The 13,708-nt window shown below is 61.5% G+C and carries 13 protein-coding genes and 1 tRNA gene; 2 read left to right on the top strand and 12 right to left on the bottom strand.

All coding sequences use genetic code 11. The annotated features are described in order from the left end of the window. Nucleotides 1-141: 141 nt before the first annotated feature. The 3 genes from JHD62_RS04920 to JHD62_RS04910 form a co-directional block, all read right to left on the bottom strand. A tRNA-Sec gene (locus JHD62_RS04920) sits at nucleotides 142-236 on the bottom strand. Between the two features lie 22 nt (nucleotides 237-258). Then, on the bottom strand, nucleotides 259-2,172 hold the full coding sequence (gene selB, locus JHD62_RS04915) for a selenocysteine-specific translation elongation factor (protein WP_199102003.1): 1,914 nt from the start codon (nucleotides 2,170-2,172) through the stop codon (nucleotides 259-261). Beyond that, nucleotides 2,169-3,107: a cation diffusion facilitator family transporter gene (locus tag JHD62_RS04910; RefSeq protein ID WP_199102002.1), complete on the bottom strand. Its 939-nt coding sequence runs from the start codon at nucleotides 3,105-3,107 to the stop codon at nucleotides 2,169-2,171. The genes selB and JHD62_RS04910 overlap by 4 nt, the downstream gene beginning before the upstream one ends. 174 nt (nucleotides 3,108-3,281) lie before the next feature. On the opposite strand from JHD62_RS04910, the gene JHD62_RS04905 reads away from it, so the two are divergent. Continuing rightward, nucleotides 3,282-3,620, top strand: a complete 339-nt coding sequence (locus JHD62_RS04905; RefSeq protein WP_199102001.1) for a GlpM family protein — start codon at nucleotides 3,282-3,284, stop codon at nucleotides 3,618-3,620. On the opposite strand, the gene selA is transcribed toward JHD62_RS04905, so the two are convergent. Together selA and JHD62_RS04895 are read right to left on the bottom strand one after the other, a co-directional pair. Continuing rightward, complete coding sequence (selA, locus tag JHD62_RS04900; protein WP_199102000.1) at nucleotides 3,617-5,035, bottom strand: L-seryl-tRNA(Sec) selenium transferase; 1,419 nt, start codon at nucleotides 5,033-5,035, stop codon at nucleotides 3,617-3,619. The genes JHD62_RS04905 and selA overlap by 4 nt on opposite strands. Nucleotides 5,036-5,045: 10 nt before the next feature. Then, nucleotides 5,046-5,273: a hypothetical protein gene (locus JHD62_RS04895; RefSeq protein ID WP_199101999.1), complete on the bottom strand. Its 228-nt coding sequence runs from the start codon at nucleotides 5,271-5,273 to the stop codon at nucleotides 5,046-5,048. A 97-nt stretch (nucleotides 5,274-5,370) separates the two neighbouring features. Here JHD62_RS04895 and JHD62_RS04890 point away from each other — a divergent pair, with 97 nt between their 5' ends. Continuing rightward, nucleotides 5,371-6,363: a serine/threonine protein kinase gene (locus JHD62_RS04890; RefSeq protein WP_199101998.1), complete on the top strand. Its 993-nt coding sequence runs from the start codon at nucleotides 5,371-5,373 to the stop codon at nucleotides 6,361-6,363. Nucleotides 6,364-6,384: 21 nt separating this feature from the next. On the opposite strand, the gene JHD62_RS04885 is transcribed toward JHD62_RS04890, so the two are convergent. The 7 genes from JHD62_RS04885 to JHD62_RS04855 form a co-directional block, all read right to left on the bottom strand. Continuing rightward, a complete protein-coding gene (locus tag JHD62_RS04885) occupies nucleotides 6,385-7,596 on the bottom strand; it encodes an EAL domain-containing protein (protein WP_199101997.1) in 1,212 nt (403 codons plus the stop codon). A 14-nt stretch (nucleotides 7,597-7,610) separates the two neighbouring features. Next, nucleotides 7,611-8,672 (bottom strand): chemotaxis response regulator protein-glutamate methylesterase, encoded by a 1,062-nt coding sequence (locus JHD62_RS04880; protein ID WP_131355649.1) that lies wholly within the window; start codon nucleotides 8,670-8,672, stop codon nucleotides 7,611-7,613. Between the two features lie 38 nt (nucleotides 8,673-8,710). After that, nucleotides 8,711-9,184, bottom strand: coding sequence for a chemotaxis protein CheD (locus JHD62_RS04875; protein ID WP_199101996.1), 474 nt, complete (start codon nucleotides 9,182-9,184; stop codon nucleotides 8,711-8,713). A 67-nt stretch (nucleotides 9,185-9,251) separates the two neighbouring features. Further along, nucleotides 9,252-9,770 carry a chemotaxis protein CheW gene (locus JHD62_RS04870; protein ID WP_199101995.1) on the bottom strand — a complete coding sequence of 173 codons (519 nt, stop codon included), beginning with the start codon at nucleotides 9,768-9,770 and terminating at the stop codon, nucleotides 9,252-9,254. Next, nucleotides 9,763-10,290 carry a chemotaxis protein CheW gene (locus tag JHD62_RS04865; RefSeq protein WP_199101994.1) on the bottom strand — a complete coding sequence of 176 codons (528 nt, stop codon included), beginning with the start codon at nucleotides 10,288-10,290 and terminating at the stop codon, nucleotides 9,763-9,765. The genes JHD62_RS04870 and JHD62_RS04865 overlap by 8 nt, the downstream gene beginning before the upstream one ends. Nucleotides 10,291-10,348: 58 nt before the next feature. After that, on the bottom strand, nucleotides 10,349-11,959 hold the full coding sequence (locus JHD62_RS04860; protein WP_199101993.1) for a methyl-accepting chemotaxis protein: 1,611 nt from the start codon (nucleotides 11,957-11,959) through the stop codon (nucleotides 10,349-10,351). Continuing rightward, on the bottom strand, nucleotides 11,956-13,708 hold a 1,753-nt coding region (locus JHD62_RS04855), incomplete at its 5' end, for a chemotaxis protein CheA (protein ID WP_199101992.1). The genes JHD62_RS04860 and JHD62_RS04855, both read right to left, overlap by 4 nt.

The following is a 13,708-nucleotide window of genomic DNA, read 5'->3' as shown; positions in this document are numbered from 1 at the left end:
GGCGGGATGGCTTTGCTCTGCCTGCGGAATGAGCGTAGAGCAAGAGTGCGCTACAGCTTGCTGAACCTCATCCGTGTGGGAGCGGGACAGGGGAGCTGCATGCTGCGCAAGATCTGCGTCTGCGCGGACGGGCGGTGTTGATGGCGGAAGAGAATGGGAGTCGAACCCACCCGGGACCGCTGGCGGCCCCTTCTGGTTTTGAAGACCAGCCACCCCACCGGGAGTGCCTCTCTTCCGTGAGGGCTGATTATAGCGGTTTCACTGCTGACCTGCAGCGGGTGCGTCTGCCTGCAGGCTGGCACTGCCAAACAGCATGCTTTCCCGTAACAGGTGCCTGTCTGCCAGACGGCGGGTAAAGCCGCTGCGGTCATAAAACTCCAGAATCTGGATGGCCAGCTTGCGACCGCAGCCCAGCTGGTCGCGAAAGCTGGCGGCATCGGCATGTCCGTGCTGCTCGCACAGTGTACGGATGATGTCGGCCATGTGGTGCACGTGACGGGTGGAGAAATAGCGGTCCTGCACCACGGCGACCACGTGTCCAAGCCGGGCCGCCTTGTGCAGCAGGCGACGCATGTCGGTTTCTTCCATGGCGAGCAGGCGGGCCAGGTCGCGCGCCCATTGCGGTTCGCTGCCGGCAAAGCAGGGGGCCAGGCGGTGCCATTGTTCCTGTTCCTGTGCGGTGAAACTGAGCACATGTTCCGGCAGGTGCAGCCAGCCACGCGTCTGGCACAGCAAGCCTTGTTGCAGTAGCTGGTTCAGCAGCAGGTTGACGGCGGCTTCAGGCTGTCCGGGCAGGGCCAGTCGTCGCAGCCGTCCCCGGCTGGCACCCAGTTGATCCGGTTGTTGCTGATGCAGTATGGCCAGCCGTTCCAGCACGCTGTGCTGCATCGACTGCCAATGCGCCGGGTGATAGAGCCAGCCTTCTACTTGTTGACCCTGGCAGGTACTTAACAGCGCCTGCATGGCCTGGCTGTCCAGCTGCTTGGCCCAGGCGAAGGCATCCAGCGCCACGGCTTGCTGTTCGCTTTGCCTTTGCAGCTGCTCGGCCAGAGGCTGTGCAGGACCGGACAATTGCTGCAGATAGTCCAGTCGTGCGCTCTGACGCTTGCCCCGCTCCGGTACTTGCAGTTCCAGCACCCGCGCACCGGCAATGGTGTGGCGAGCACTGGCATCGCGCAGGATCAGCCTGTCGCCATCGGCCAGCCACAAGGGCTGGTCCAGCACCAGTTCGGCCAAACCGCTTTCCGTGGTTGCCAACTGGCTGTGATCCAGCAGGCACACCCGTCCGGTGATATGCCGTGCCGCGTGGTGGATATGCACAGCTTGCCAGTGCTTGATGGTGGCAATGGCCTGCAATTGAACAGTGACGCGCTGGCTAGGTGCCGGCGGCTGAACGCCGAACAGCCAGTCACCACGCTGGATGTCCTGCTTTTGCACCTCACCCACCAGATTCAGCGCAATGCGCTGCCCTGCCTGGCCAGATTCGGCAGCGGCGTTCTGTACATGCAGGCTGCGTACCCGGACCTGGCCGTCTCGTCTGCTCAACCACAGTCTGTCACCCACGGACACCTGTCCGTTCAGTGCGGTGCCGGTGACCACCAGCCCGGCGCCGCTCAGGCTGAAGGCGCGGTCGATCGCCAGGCGAAAGCGTTGTCCTTGTGGTGGGCGGGGAGCTTGCAGGCTGTCCAGCAGATGCTGGCGCAGTTGGGCAATGCCGAGGCCTTGCACACTGGAGACCGCAAACAGCGGCGCATCCGGCCAGGGGCTGTCCTGCAGCCAGTGGCGTACTGCGCGGCTTTGCGCCTGCAAGGTGGCTTCATCTACCAGGTCAAATTTGCTGATGACCACGGTGAGCCGGGGAATGCCGCTGAGTTGCAGAATGGCAAGGTGTTCGCGGGTTTGCGGCATGATGCCGTCGTCCGCCGCAATGACCAGCAGGGCATGCGGAATGCCGGAAAGACCACACAGCATGTTGGCCAGAAATTTTTCATGGCCGGGGACGTCAATGAAACCGGCAATGCGTCCATCGTCCAGCGGCAGGTAGACATAGCCCAGGTCGATGGTCATGCCGCGCTTTTTTTCTTCCGGCAGCCGGTCGGCATCGTGGCCGGTCAGTGCGGTCAGCAGGGATGTCTTGCCATGGTCGACATGGCCGGCCGTGGCAAAAATCATGCGATTGAGCGGTCTGCCGGATGTTCCAGACCAACCGGGTCGATATGGGTCATCACATTGAGTACCGGATGCGCGCGCATGACTTCATCGCGTGCCCGCTCGGCAATATCGTGGGCTTCAAACACATTCATGTGGCCATCCACTTCCAGATGGACATCAACCAGAATCAGGTCGCCCATTTTGCGGGTGCGCAAATCATGCAGGGCCAGTACCCCCTTGGTCGCCAGCAGGGTCTGGCGGATGGCGGCGGTTTCTTCCGCATCGGCAGCACGGTCCATCAGGTCGTGCAGCGAGCCCCAGGCAAAGCTCCAGCCCATTTTACCCACGATGAAACCAACAATCAGGGCGGCTACCGGGTCCAGAATCGGATAGCCCATCAGGTTGCCGATGATGCCAATGGCCACCACCAGCGAGGAGGCTGCATCGGAACGTGCATGCCAGGCATTGGCCACCAGCATGCTGGAGCGGACGCGTTGTGCCACCGCCAGCATGAAACGGAACAACAGTTCCTTGCTGACCAGTGCCGCGACGGCTACCCACAGGGCGATGCTGTGCACTGTGGGAATGGTTGATGGGTCGTGAAACTTCACGGCGGCGGACCACAGCATGCCGATGCCGACAGCCAGCAGGAGCAGTCCCAATACCAGAGAGGCAGCGTTTTCGTAACGCTGGTGACCATATTGGTGATCCGCATCCGGTCCCTTGCGGCTGTGGTGCCCGGCCAGCAGGACGACAAAGTCCGACAACAGGTCGGACAGCGAGTGGACACCATCGGCCACCAGCGCCTGGGATTTGGCAAACACGCCAATCAGCACCTGGGCGGAGGCCAGCACGATATTGACCCATACGCTGACCATGGTGCTGCGACGCGCAGCCTTGTTGCGCGTGGCTTCGTCGGTGGTTTCCTGGGGAGAATGACTGGTGTGCAGGGTCATGGCTATGTGTTTCAAATCAGGTGGGTTGTGCAGTATGCCATAGCTGCCTTAAGTTTTTCTTAATTGGATGTTATGGTTTGGTAAATAAAAACAATAATAAGAATAATGTGCATTCAGCTGCTGCGATGGTTCATGTCAGAATAGCGACTGTCTGCATTTATTTCTGGAATGATCTTGGCGCTGTTGTTCAAGTCTTTGCTGGGTGCACTGGCGGTGGTGTTGATCAGCCTGTTGTCCCGCTCGCGCAATTACTATATCGCTGGCCTGGTGCCTTTGTTTCCCACGTTTGCCCTGATCGCCCACTATATTGTCGGCAGCGAACGTGGCGCACTGGCGCTCAAGACCACGGTGCTGTTTGGCATGTGGTCCTTGCTGCCGTATTTCGTCTACCTGTTCAGCCTGTATTGCCTGCTGGACCGCCTGCGCCTGCCGTGGGCGCTGGCGGCGGCTACTTGCAGCTGGGGTGTGGCTGCGATGGTGCTGATAATGGGCTGGAGCCGCTGGCACGGTTAACGGGGCTGAGTGGCACCGTCTGCTGGCTGCAGGTTGTTCAGAAATGCGCCTTCATCTTCCAGGCAACGCAAATCCAGCCACAACTTTCCGTCGTATAACCGCCCGATCACCGGAGAGGGCAGGCTGCGCAATTGCTGGGCCAGTGCTTCCAGCGTGCTGCCGCGTCCATCCCGCGGGCTGAAGGTGATGGCCCAGCTGGGCAGGCGGTCCACCGGCAGGGAACCACTGCCGATTTGCGACAGGCAGGCGCTGCTGCCAAGGTCAAAACTGCTGCCGGCGTAGCTACTCAGTGCGGGTAGCAGACGCTCCGCGAGCTGACGGATTTCAGCCTGCGGTCGGGTGAGGCGGCGCAGGGTGGGCAGCTGCTGTACCAGCTTGTCCGGCTGCAGGTACAGGCGCAAGGTGGCTTCCAGTGCTGCCAGCGTCATTTTGTCGCAGCGCAGGGCACGCTTGAGTGGGTGCTTCTGGATTTTGTCTATCCAGCTTTGCTTGCCGATGATCAGCCCTGCTTGTGGTCCACCCAGCAGCTTGTCGCCGGAGAAACTGACCAGATCGACGCCCTGTGCAATCATCTGCTGCGGCATGGGTTCGGCTGGCAGGCCATAGGCGGAAAGGTCCACCAGTGCACCCGAACCCAGATCGGTGGCCACCGGCAAGCCATGCTCGCGGGCCAGCGTGGCCAGTTCGGCTTCGCTCACGCTGTGGGTGAAGCCTTCTATCTGGTAATTGCTGGTATGTACCTTCATCAGCAGCCCGGTGTCCGGTGTGATGGCCTGGCGGTAGTCACGCAGATGGGTGCGGTTGGTGGCACCCACTTCCACCAGCTGGCAGCCGGCTTGCCGCATGACGTCCGGCATGCGGAAGGCCCCGCCGATTTCCACCAGTTCGCCGCGCGACACAATCACTTCGCGCCCTGCTGCCACCGTGGACAGCATGATCAGCACGGCTGCGGCATTGTTGTTGACCACGCAGGCCGCCTCGGCACCGGTCAGCTCTTGCAGCAGCGCGCTGATGACGCTGTCGCGGTGACCACGTCCTGCGCCGTCCAGATCGTATTCCAGGGTTACTGCTTCGCGCATGGCGTGGCTGACGGCGGTAACGGCTTCTTCTGCCATCGGTGCGCGCCCCAGATTGGTGTGCAGCACCGTGCCACTGAGGTTGAACACCGGCCGCATCTGCACCTGCTGGCGCGCACAAACCCGCTGACTGGCGGCATGCGCCAGCAGTCCTTCATCCTCAGCCCATTGCGGCAGGCTGTGTGTGTTGCGGATATGCTGGCGTGCTTCGTCCAGCGTCTGGCGCACGGCTTCGGTCAGCGCGGCATTGCCATGCCGGTCAATCAGCTTTTCCACCAGCGGGTGGTTGAGCAAGCGGTCTACTGATGGCAGGCGCGAATACAGGGTTTTCAGCGGCATGATTGGACGTTCAGAAACGGGAAAATCGATAGAGCAGATACAGCAGCCCTACCAGGACCAGGTTACCGGCCAGCCATCCGAGCATGTGGCGCAAGCCGGCGGGACGATCATCCGCGCTTTCGCAACGTTGCCGGTGCAGGGTGTTGGCAATGCATTGCCAGCCGCTCCAGGTGGCTTCGGCGATATCGGCAGGCAGTGACAACAGGTTTTTGTCGTGACGCGGGTTGCTGGTGTGCATGGCAGTCTCCTGCGATTGGGTGGTCTTGCATTCTGGATACTAGCCGACTCGGACCAGACATGGATAGCGATGACTGATCTGCACGTATAATGCGCCCATGACACAAGAAACCACGCCCCCGTTTGCCGGCCTGACGCCGGATGTGCTGCTGGATGCGGTAGAAAGCCTGGGCCTGCGTGCTTCAGGCAGCCTGCTGGCACTCAACAGCTATGAAAACCGTGTGTACCAGCTGGGCATGGAAGACGGCCCGCCGCTGGTGGCCAAGTTTTATCGACCGGCACGCTGGAGCGATGCGCAGATTCTGGAAGAACACGCGTTCAGCCTGGCACTGGCCGAGCGGGAAATCCCGGTGGTACCGCCCATGTTGTTTGACGGTGCCAGCCTGCATGATTACCAGGGCATCCGTTTTGCCTTGTTCGCCCGGCGTGGCGGACGCGTGCCGGAGTTGGGGGACAGCAATACGCTGGAATGGATTGGCCGCTTTCTGGGACGTATCCATGCCTTGGGGCAGGTAGAGGCTTATCAAGCGCGTCCGGTGCTGGATATCTTCAGTTTTGGTGAAGAGCCGGTGCAATACCTGCTGGATGCCGCTGTGGTGCCTGCGGATTTGCGCGAGGTCTATCGCGGCGTGGCATCGCAGGCGCTGGATGGTGTGCGGCGCTGTTTTGACCGGGCCGGTACAGTGCGCCAGTTGCGCCTGCATGGTGACTGCCATCCGGGCAATATGTTGTGGACGGATGATGGCCCGCACTTTGTCGATTTTGACGACAGCCGCATGGGGCCGGCGGTGCAGGATATCTGGATGCTGCTGTCCGGTTCGCGCGAAGAGCAATCCGGCCAGCTAGCCGATGTGCTGGCCGGTTACGAGGATTTCTGCGACTTCAATCTGCGCGAGCTGTATCTGGTGGAGGCACTGCGGACACTGCGTTTGCTACACTATGCGGCCTGGCTGGCAAGGCGCTGGCATGATCCGGCTTTCCCGCTGGCCTTCCCCTGGTTTGCCGCTCCCCGTTTCTGGGAGGAGCAAATCCTGTCGCTGCGCGAACAGATTGCGCTGATGGACGAGCCACCGTTGTGGACGTTGCCCTAGCCTGAGCGGCGGCGGTAGCGTTCAGCCCGGTGTGCGTTGTGTCAGGTTCAGGCCGGGTTGATGCTGTTTGGCCCAGGGCAGCAACTGGGCAGCCGGCATCGGGCGGGCAATGAAGTAACCCTGGCCTAGCTGGCAGCCATGTTGCTGCATGATGTCCAGGTCCTGCTGGGTTTCGATGCCTTCGGCCACGGTGCACAGCTGCATGCGGTTGCCCAGTTCGATGATGCTGTCGGTGATGGCCTGCAAATGCGGCTTGTCGGCAATGGCCGTCACCAGAGACTGGTCGATTTTCAATTCGGTGAACGGAAAACGGGTGAGTTGCTGGAAGGTGGCAAAGCCGGTACCGAAATCATCAATCGACAGGCCGATGCCGGCCAGCCGCAAGCGCGCGGCAATGCCGATGGCGTCGGTCAGGCTGTCCGAGATGGCAGTCTCGGTAATTTCAAAGGTGATGTAACGCGCGGGCACCTTGCTGCGTTGCAAGCGCTTCTCCACTGCTTCGCTCAGGCTGCTGCCATGCAAGGAGCGGCCGGACAGGTTGATCGACAGGGGCAGGCGCAAGCCTTGCCGCGTCCATTCCTGCCACTGGTGCAGTCCCTGATCCAGCATGGACAGGGTGAGGTCGGTATCCCAGTCCTGTTGCTCGATGACCGGAATGAAGCTTGCCGGTGGAATCAAGCCGCAGTCCGGGTGCTGCCAGCGGGCCAGCATTTCAGCGCCCTTGATGTGGCCGGTTTTCAAGTCGATCTTGGGCTGGTAGTAGGGAATGATCTGTCCCAGATCCAGTGCCTCGCGCACGCGGGCCGGTTCGTACAAGGGGCAGGCTTCGCGGTTTTTCCCGGCTTGCGGGCTGAGGCGTTGCAGCAAGTCCTGCAGCTGGTTCTTGTTCAGGGGTTTTTTCAGCCCGCCCAGCACGGGCAGGCCCAAACCGGCACCCATCAGTTCCAGGGTGGATATCAGCATGTAATCCTTGCCGGAGGTCAGGATGATGTGCGGCGTCAGCTTTTCAGCCGCCAACTGCTGCATCACCTGCACCCCGTCCATGAGCGGCATCTCCAGATCAAGCAGCAGCAGGTTCGGCACGCACTGGCGCATCATGGCCATGCCTTCTTCACCGTTGCTGGCATGGCGAACGCTGGCAAAGCCCAGTTGCTGGCAGATTTCGCTGGCCAGTTGTCGGTGCAAGTTGCTGTCTTCCACGATCAGGACATCTTGCATGTCGGCAGGCTGCATGCTGGGCGTCTCCTTCAGCGGCATATGGCCTTGGCGATATTGTCCAGTGGCATCACTTCGTCGGCAGCGCCCAGTTTGATGGCTTCCTTGGGCATGCCGAACACCACACAGCTGTCTTCATCCTGGGCAATGGTTTTGGCGCCTGCATCATGCATTTCCTTGAGTCCGCGTGCGCCGTCATCGCCCATGCCGGTCATGATGATGCCCAGTGCGTTGCGCCCGGCAAATTTGGCGGCAGAGCGGAACAGTACATCGACGGATGGCTTGTGGCGGCTGACCAGCGGCCCGTCCACCACTTCCACCTGGTAGTAGGCCCCGCTGCGCTTGATCATCATGTGCTTGCCACCCGGGGCAATCAGTGCCCGGCCCGGCAGTATGCGGTCGCCGGTGGCGGCTTCCTTCACTTCGATTTCCGACAGGCGGTCCAGCCGTTCGGCAAATGATGCGGTGAATTTCTCCGGCATGTGCTGCACGATGGCAAGGCCGGGACAGGTGCGTGGCAGGGTGGTCAGAATGGCTTCCAGTGCCTGGGTGCCGCCGGTGGAGGTGCCAATGGCGACGATGCGCTCGGTAGTCTGGAACATCTGCTGCCCGGTGGGGGCGGCCAGCACCGCATCGGCCGACAGTTTGGGGCGGGTTTCCATCGGAGTGGGCGGCAGCGTGCGCATGCGGCTCATGCGGGCGGTGGCGGCAGCCTTGACCGCCTGCACCAGCAGGTTGTTGCTGTCCTGCAAAAACTGCTTTACCCCGGCGTGGGGCTTGGCAATCACCTCGACCGCCCCGGCGGCCATGGCCTGCACGCTGATGTCGGCCCCTTTCTGGGTGAGCGAGGAGCAGATCACCACCGGCGTCGGTCGGCTGGCCATGATCTGCTTGAGAAAGGTAATGCCGTCCATGCGCGGCATTTCCACGTCCAGCACGATGACATCCGGCCAGCGCTGCTTCATTTTCTCCATCGCCACAATGGGGTCGGTGGCGACATCCATCACGGTGATGCCGCTGCTGGCGGTAAAGATTTCGCTCAGTACCTGACGTACCACGGCGGAGTCGTCCACGATCATGACATTGATGCTCATGCTTTTTTCCTTTTTGTTGTCAGCCCTGGCAGCTCGCTTTACTGGGACAGGCGAACCCGGACCTCACCTGTTTGCACATCCAGAACCACCATGCGGGCACAAGCACCACCCAGGTTTTCTGTTTGCACTTGCAAATCAAGTTGTCGTGCCATCTGGCGTGCCTGCTCGATATTGTGCCCGGCCACATCGTGCTGATGATCGCCATCGGGATGGGCCAGTACCGATGCCCCGCCCAGCAGGTGGCACTGGAATTCATGTAGCGGTCTGCCGCAGCCCAGTACGGCGCGCAGCAGCAACAGCATGGCCTCTTCGCCGTAGCGGCCTGACAAGGTGTCGCTCGGGCCATTGCGCCTGGCCAGCAGGTAATGACACATTCCGCCCAGTTGCAGCTGTGGATGCCACAGTACAATGGCCACGCAAGAGCCCAGCAGGGTGCTGATGCGGACATGGCCTGCTTCAAATGCCCATTCTCCAGGGTGAAGGAATATTTCCTTGTCAGCATGGTTCTGCATGATGTTCTGACCGGTGGCTGTCCTACCCGCCGGATGTGGCGGGTTGCAACAAACTGCTTAACCCAATCTAGTTCACTGCACCGGTGATTGCCGCCTTTATCTGCTCAAGACCCGGTTTCGCCAGGCCGATCATCTCCTCCAGCGACAGCACTTGTTCCATGTTCAACAGCAGGATGTGGCGGCCATCCGGCATGGCCGTACCGGCGATGAAGTCCGGCCGGATCGGGTTGCCAAACGGCGGTGGCGGCATGATGTCTGCCGCAGGCAGGCTGATGACTTCATGCACCGCATCCACCAGCAATCCCAGATCCTGGCCGCTGCTGGCGGTTGTTTCCACGATGACAATGCAGCTGCGGCGCAGCACGCGACTACTGCCATGCCCCAGCCGCTGCGCCAGGTCGATGACCGGCAGCACGCTGCCACGCAGATTCATCACCCCGTGAATGAAGCCCGGCATTTGCGGGATGGTGGTGGGACGCTGGTATTGCAGGATTTCGCGCACCTGCAGGATGTTGCAGGCGAAGTATTGCGTGCCCAGCTGGAAGCACAGGTATTCGTTATCAGGCGATGCGTGTTGTTCAGTCATCGGCGGCTCCGCAGTCCGGCTCGGGGATGATGGCGGTCACATGCCGGGCCAGTGTGCCCAGGGTGTGGCTGCTCAGCAGCCGGTTGGCATCCAGCAACAAGGTGAAGCCCGCCGTTTCGCGGATCATGCCGGCCAGCATGCCGGTGGACATCAGGGGTTCAAGGGCCGGTGCCGCTTCAATGTCGCTGCGCTGGATGTCTTCCACCATCAGCACTTCATCCACCAGCATGCCAAGCTCGTGGATCTGCAATGGCAGGGCCAGTTGCAGGATGATGATGCAGCTGCGCCGTTGCGGTTCGGTGGCGGGCAAGCCCAGTCGCTGTGCCAGGTCGATGACCGGCACGGCGCTGCCGCGCAGGTTGAGCACACCACACAGCGGGGCCGGCATGGTGGGAATGGGTGTAAGCGGCTGGTATTCCAGCAGTTCGCGTACCTGGTGCAGCAGGATGCCAAGCCTGGTATCAGCACAGCGAAAGCACAGGCATTGCAGCGAGACCTCGGCAGGGGCAGGGCTGTGCATGCGCGTTGTCGTGGCTGGCGTCTGTCGCCAATGGCGGGGGGCTCCCATGCTGTCCTGCCTAGTAAGTGTTGAAGCCGGAGGCTTGATTGCGGGCGCGGGCAATGGGCGTGGCACTGTGCGGATGCGATGGCTGTGCAGCGGTTTCGTCAAACTGGAAAAAACGCATCAGCGCCAGCAGATGCTCTGCCTGACTGCTCATTTGCTCTGCCGTGGAGGCCAGCTCTTCGCTGGCAGAGGCATTCTGTTGGGTGTTGCTGTTTTGTTGCTGCACCGCGCTGCTGATCTGGTTCACCGCTGTGGCCTGCTCGCTGGAGGCCGCGGCGATTTCCTGTACCAGATCGGCGGTGCGGCCGCTGGAGCGGACCATGCCATCCAGTAGCTTTCCGGTCTCATTGGCCAGTTCCACGCTGTTGGCGGCGACCTGACCGATTTCCTGGGCTGCAATCTGGCTGCGTTCCGCCAGTTTGCGTACTTCACCGGCAACCACGGCAAAGCCACGGCCGTGTTCTCCGGCGCGGGCTGCTTCAATGGCGGCATTGAGCGCCAGCAGGTTGGTCTGGTAGGCAATGTCATCGATGATGCCTATCCGGTCGGCAATCTGGCGCATGGCCGCGGTGGTATGGCGCACCGCATCTCCGCCTTGCCGCGCTTCGCGGGCAGCCTGTTCGGCCAGCCCTTCGGTTACCCGGGCATTGTCATTGCTATGGCTGATGGCGGCGGACATTTCCTCGATGGCTGCGGTGGTTTCCTCAATGCCGGCGGCCGATTCGCTGGCCGATTGCGCCAGGGATTCTGACGTGGCATTCAACTGCTGGGCAGCCGAGGCCAGGTTGGCGGCACCACTTTTCACTTCCAGAATGATGTCCCTGAGCGTGTTAACGGTACGGGCGATGGCATGCATCATGCTCTGCTCATCCCCCTTGCGTAGTGGCAGATGCACATCCAGCTTGCCGGCAGCCAGTTGATGCATGATGTGGGCCACTTCCTGCGGCTCGCCGCCCAGGGTACGGCGCAAGGAGCGAACGGTCAGCCAGGCGAGCAAGCCACCCAGCACGATGGCGGCAGCAGACAGCAACAGCATGATGCGATGAGCCTGCTGCATCTCCCGCTCACTTTCCTGCCTTGCCTGTGCGTTCAGTCGCAGCTCGGTGTCGTACAACTGGCGCAGCACTTCCATCAACTGATTCATGGCCGGGCCAACTTCAGCCTGCATGATGCGCGTAGCCGCTTCCTTTTCGTTGATGGCGGCTTGCGCTTCGGACTTGTCCATCAGGTTGAAAGCAACCGGCCGTACCTTGGCCAGCTGGTTCAATAAATCACGCTCCCGCTGGGTCAGCCCCGGTTCGGCCAGCATGTCGCGCTGGGTGAGCTGTTCGGCGTCCAGATAGCGCTGTTTTGCCTGATTGTATTGCTGGATGGCTGTGTTGATGGCGTGCAGGTCGGGGTAAATGATGATGTTGCGGTAGCTCACCCGCAGCTCCTGTGCCTGCTCGATCAGTGAGGAAACCCGGGTGGCATCGCGATCGTTGATTTGCATGTCGGCCAGCATGGCGCTGTTGCGGGCAAAGCCGTTGAGTGCAACCAGCACACACAGGACCAGCAACAGCAAGATGCTGCCAAAGCCCAGACTCAACCGTGTGGTGACCCGCATGGATTGTGTTGATTTCATGTTGTTTTCCCCGCAGACAGAATGGTTGAGGGCGGATGGCTCAAGGCCGTTTGCTGGTGGCGTGCGTATTCCAGGCTGCGCGCGTGCTCGCTCAGCGCCAGCACATCCAGAATGAGCGCCACTTCACCACTGCCCAGTATGGTGGAGCCGCTGATGGCTTTCAGATGCTGGAACAACGGGCTGAGCGGCTTGATGACGGTCTGGTATTCGCCATGCAGTGCGTCCACCAGCAGGCCCACCTTGTATTCGCCGGTCTGGATGATGACCACGTTCTGGCGGCGTGCCGGCTGGCCGTCCAGTCCCAGAAAACGGCGCAGGCACAGCAGGGGCAGCATTTCGCCGCGCAAGTTGAACTGCCCTGCGGCCGCGGTGGTTTGCCAGCCTTGCGGCAGGGCAATGCATTCGGCGATGCAGTCCAGCGGAACGACAAAGGTGGCCGCACCCACCGTGACCAGAAAACCGTCAATGATGGCCAGCGTCAGCGGCAGGCGCAGGCGGAAGGTGGTGCCAAGTCCGGCTTCGCTCTCCACTTCCACTGTGCCGCGCAGCCGGGCAATGTTCTGTTTCACCACATCCAGGCCCACCCCGCGACCGGACAGATTGCTGATGGTGCTGGCGGTGGAAAAACCGGGTTCAAAAATCAGGCGGTAGATTTCCTGTTCCGCCATTTCCCGGTCGCCGGTGAGCAGGCCGCGTTGCCGGGCTTTTTCCAGGATGGTGTGCTGGTTCAGGCCACGGCCATCATCGGCCACTTCAATCACCACGCTGCCGGATTCGTGATACGCATCCAGCCACAGGCGACCGGCTTCCGGCTTGCCCGCTGCACGGCGCTGCGTCGTGTCCTCGATGCCATGGTCGATGGCATTGCGCACCAGGTGAGTCAGCGGATCGGTCAGCTTGTCCACCATGGACTTGTCCAGCTCGGTGTCCGCTCCGCTGACAAACAGGCGGATGTCTTTGCCCAGTGCCTGGCTCACATCGTGCACCACCCGGCCAAAGCGGCTGAAACATTCACCGATGGGCACCATGCGCATGCCCAGGGTCTGGCTGCGTATCTGTTCGATCAGTCCGGCCAGCACCGAGGTAGATTCCAGCAAGGGCGCATTGCCATGCTGTCTGGCCAGCAGATGGCTGGCTGCCCCGGCAATCACCAGTTCACCGACCAGGTTGATCAACTGGTCCAGCTTGGCTGCTTCCACCTTGATGAAGCGGCTTTCGCTGCTTTTGCCGGTTTTGGGCGTGGCCGTTGCAGCGACGGCTGCCGGCTGTACCTCATCAGCCCCGCTTGCGGACGGGCTGGCTGCCGGGGGCTGCCACAGGCCCCATTGCTGCCAGATCTCACTGGCTGCCTGTTGCTCGGCGGCATCCCCGGCGGACAGCGCCTGTTGCAAGTGGCTGTCCAGTTGCTGGCGCGGGCTGATGATGAACTGGCCATCTTCGCTGGCAAAGGCAAACACGCTTTCCAGCTGTGCGGCATCGACCGGGCCACTGAATTGCACCTCCACCCGCAGATAGTTGCGCTCCGGATCAAACCGGTCCTCATCGCCTTCTGTGGCCAGCCCTGGGCAGCAACTGGCAATGGCCTGGATTTCGCCCAGGGTGCCCAGATAGCGGATGAAGGAGGCCGGGTCCATGCCATTGCGCAGTACATCCGGACCGAAGCGCAGTGACAGCAGCCAGTCGCTGCTGGGCTGCTGGGCCGCGGGCGGCTCCAGGTGCTCGCCGGATGCATAGCGCAGCGTGTCGCTG

Origin of the sequence: Aquitalea sp. ASV11, from assembly GCF_016429185.1 — a bacterium.
GTDB classification, from domain to species: domain Bacteria; phylum Pseudomonadota; class Gammaproteobacteria; order Burkholderiales; family Chromobacteriaceae; genus Aquitalea; species Aquitalea pelogenes.
The sequence above is the reverse complement of the archived record's forward strand: the minus strand, read 5'-3'. Positions and strand labels throughout refer to the sequence as shown.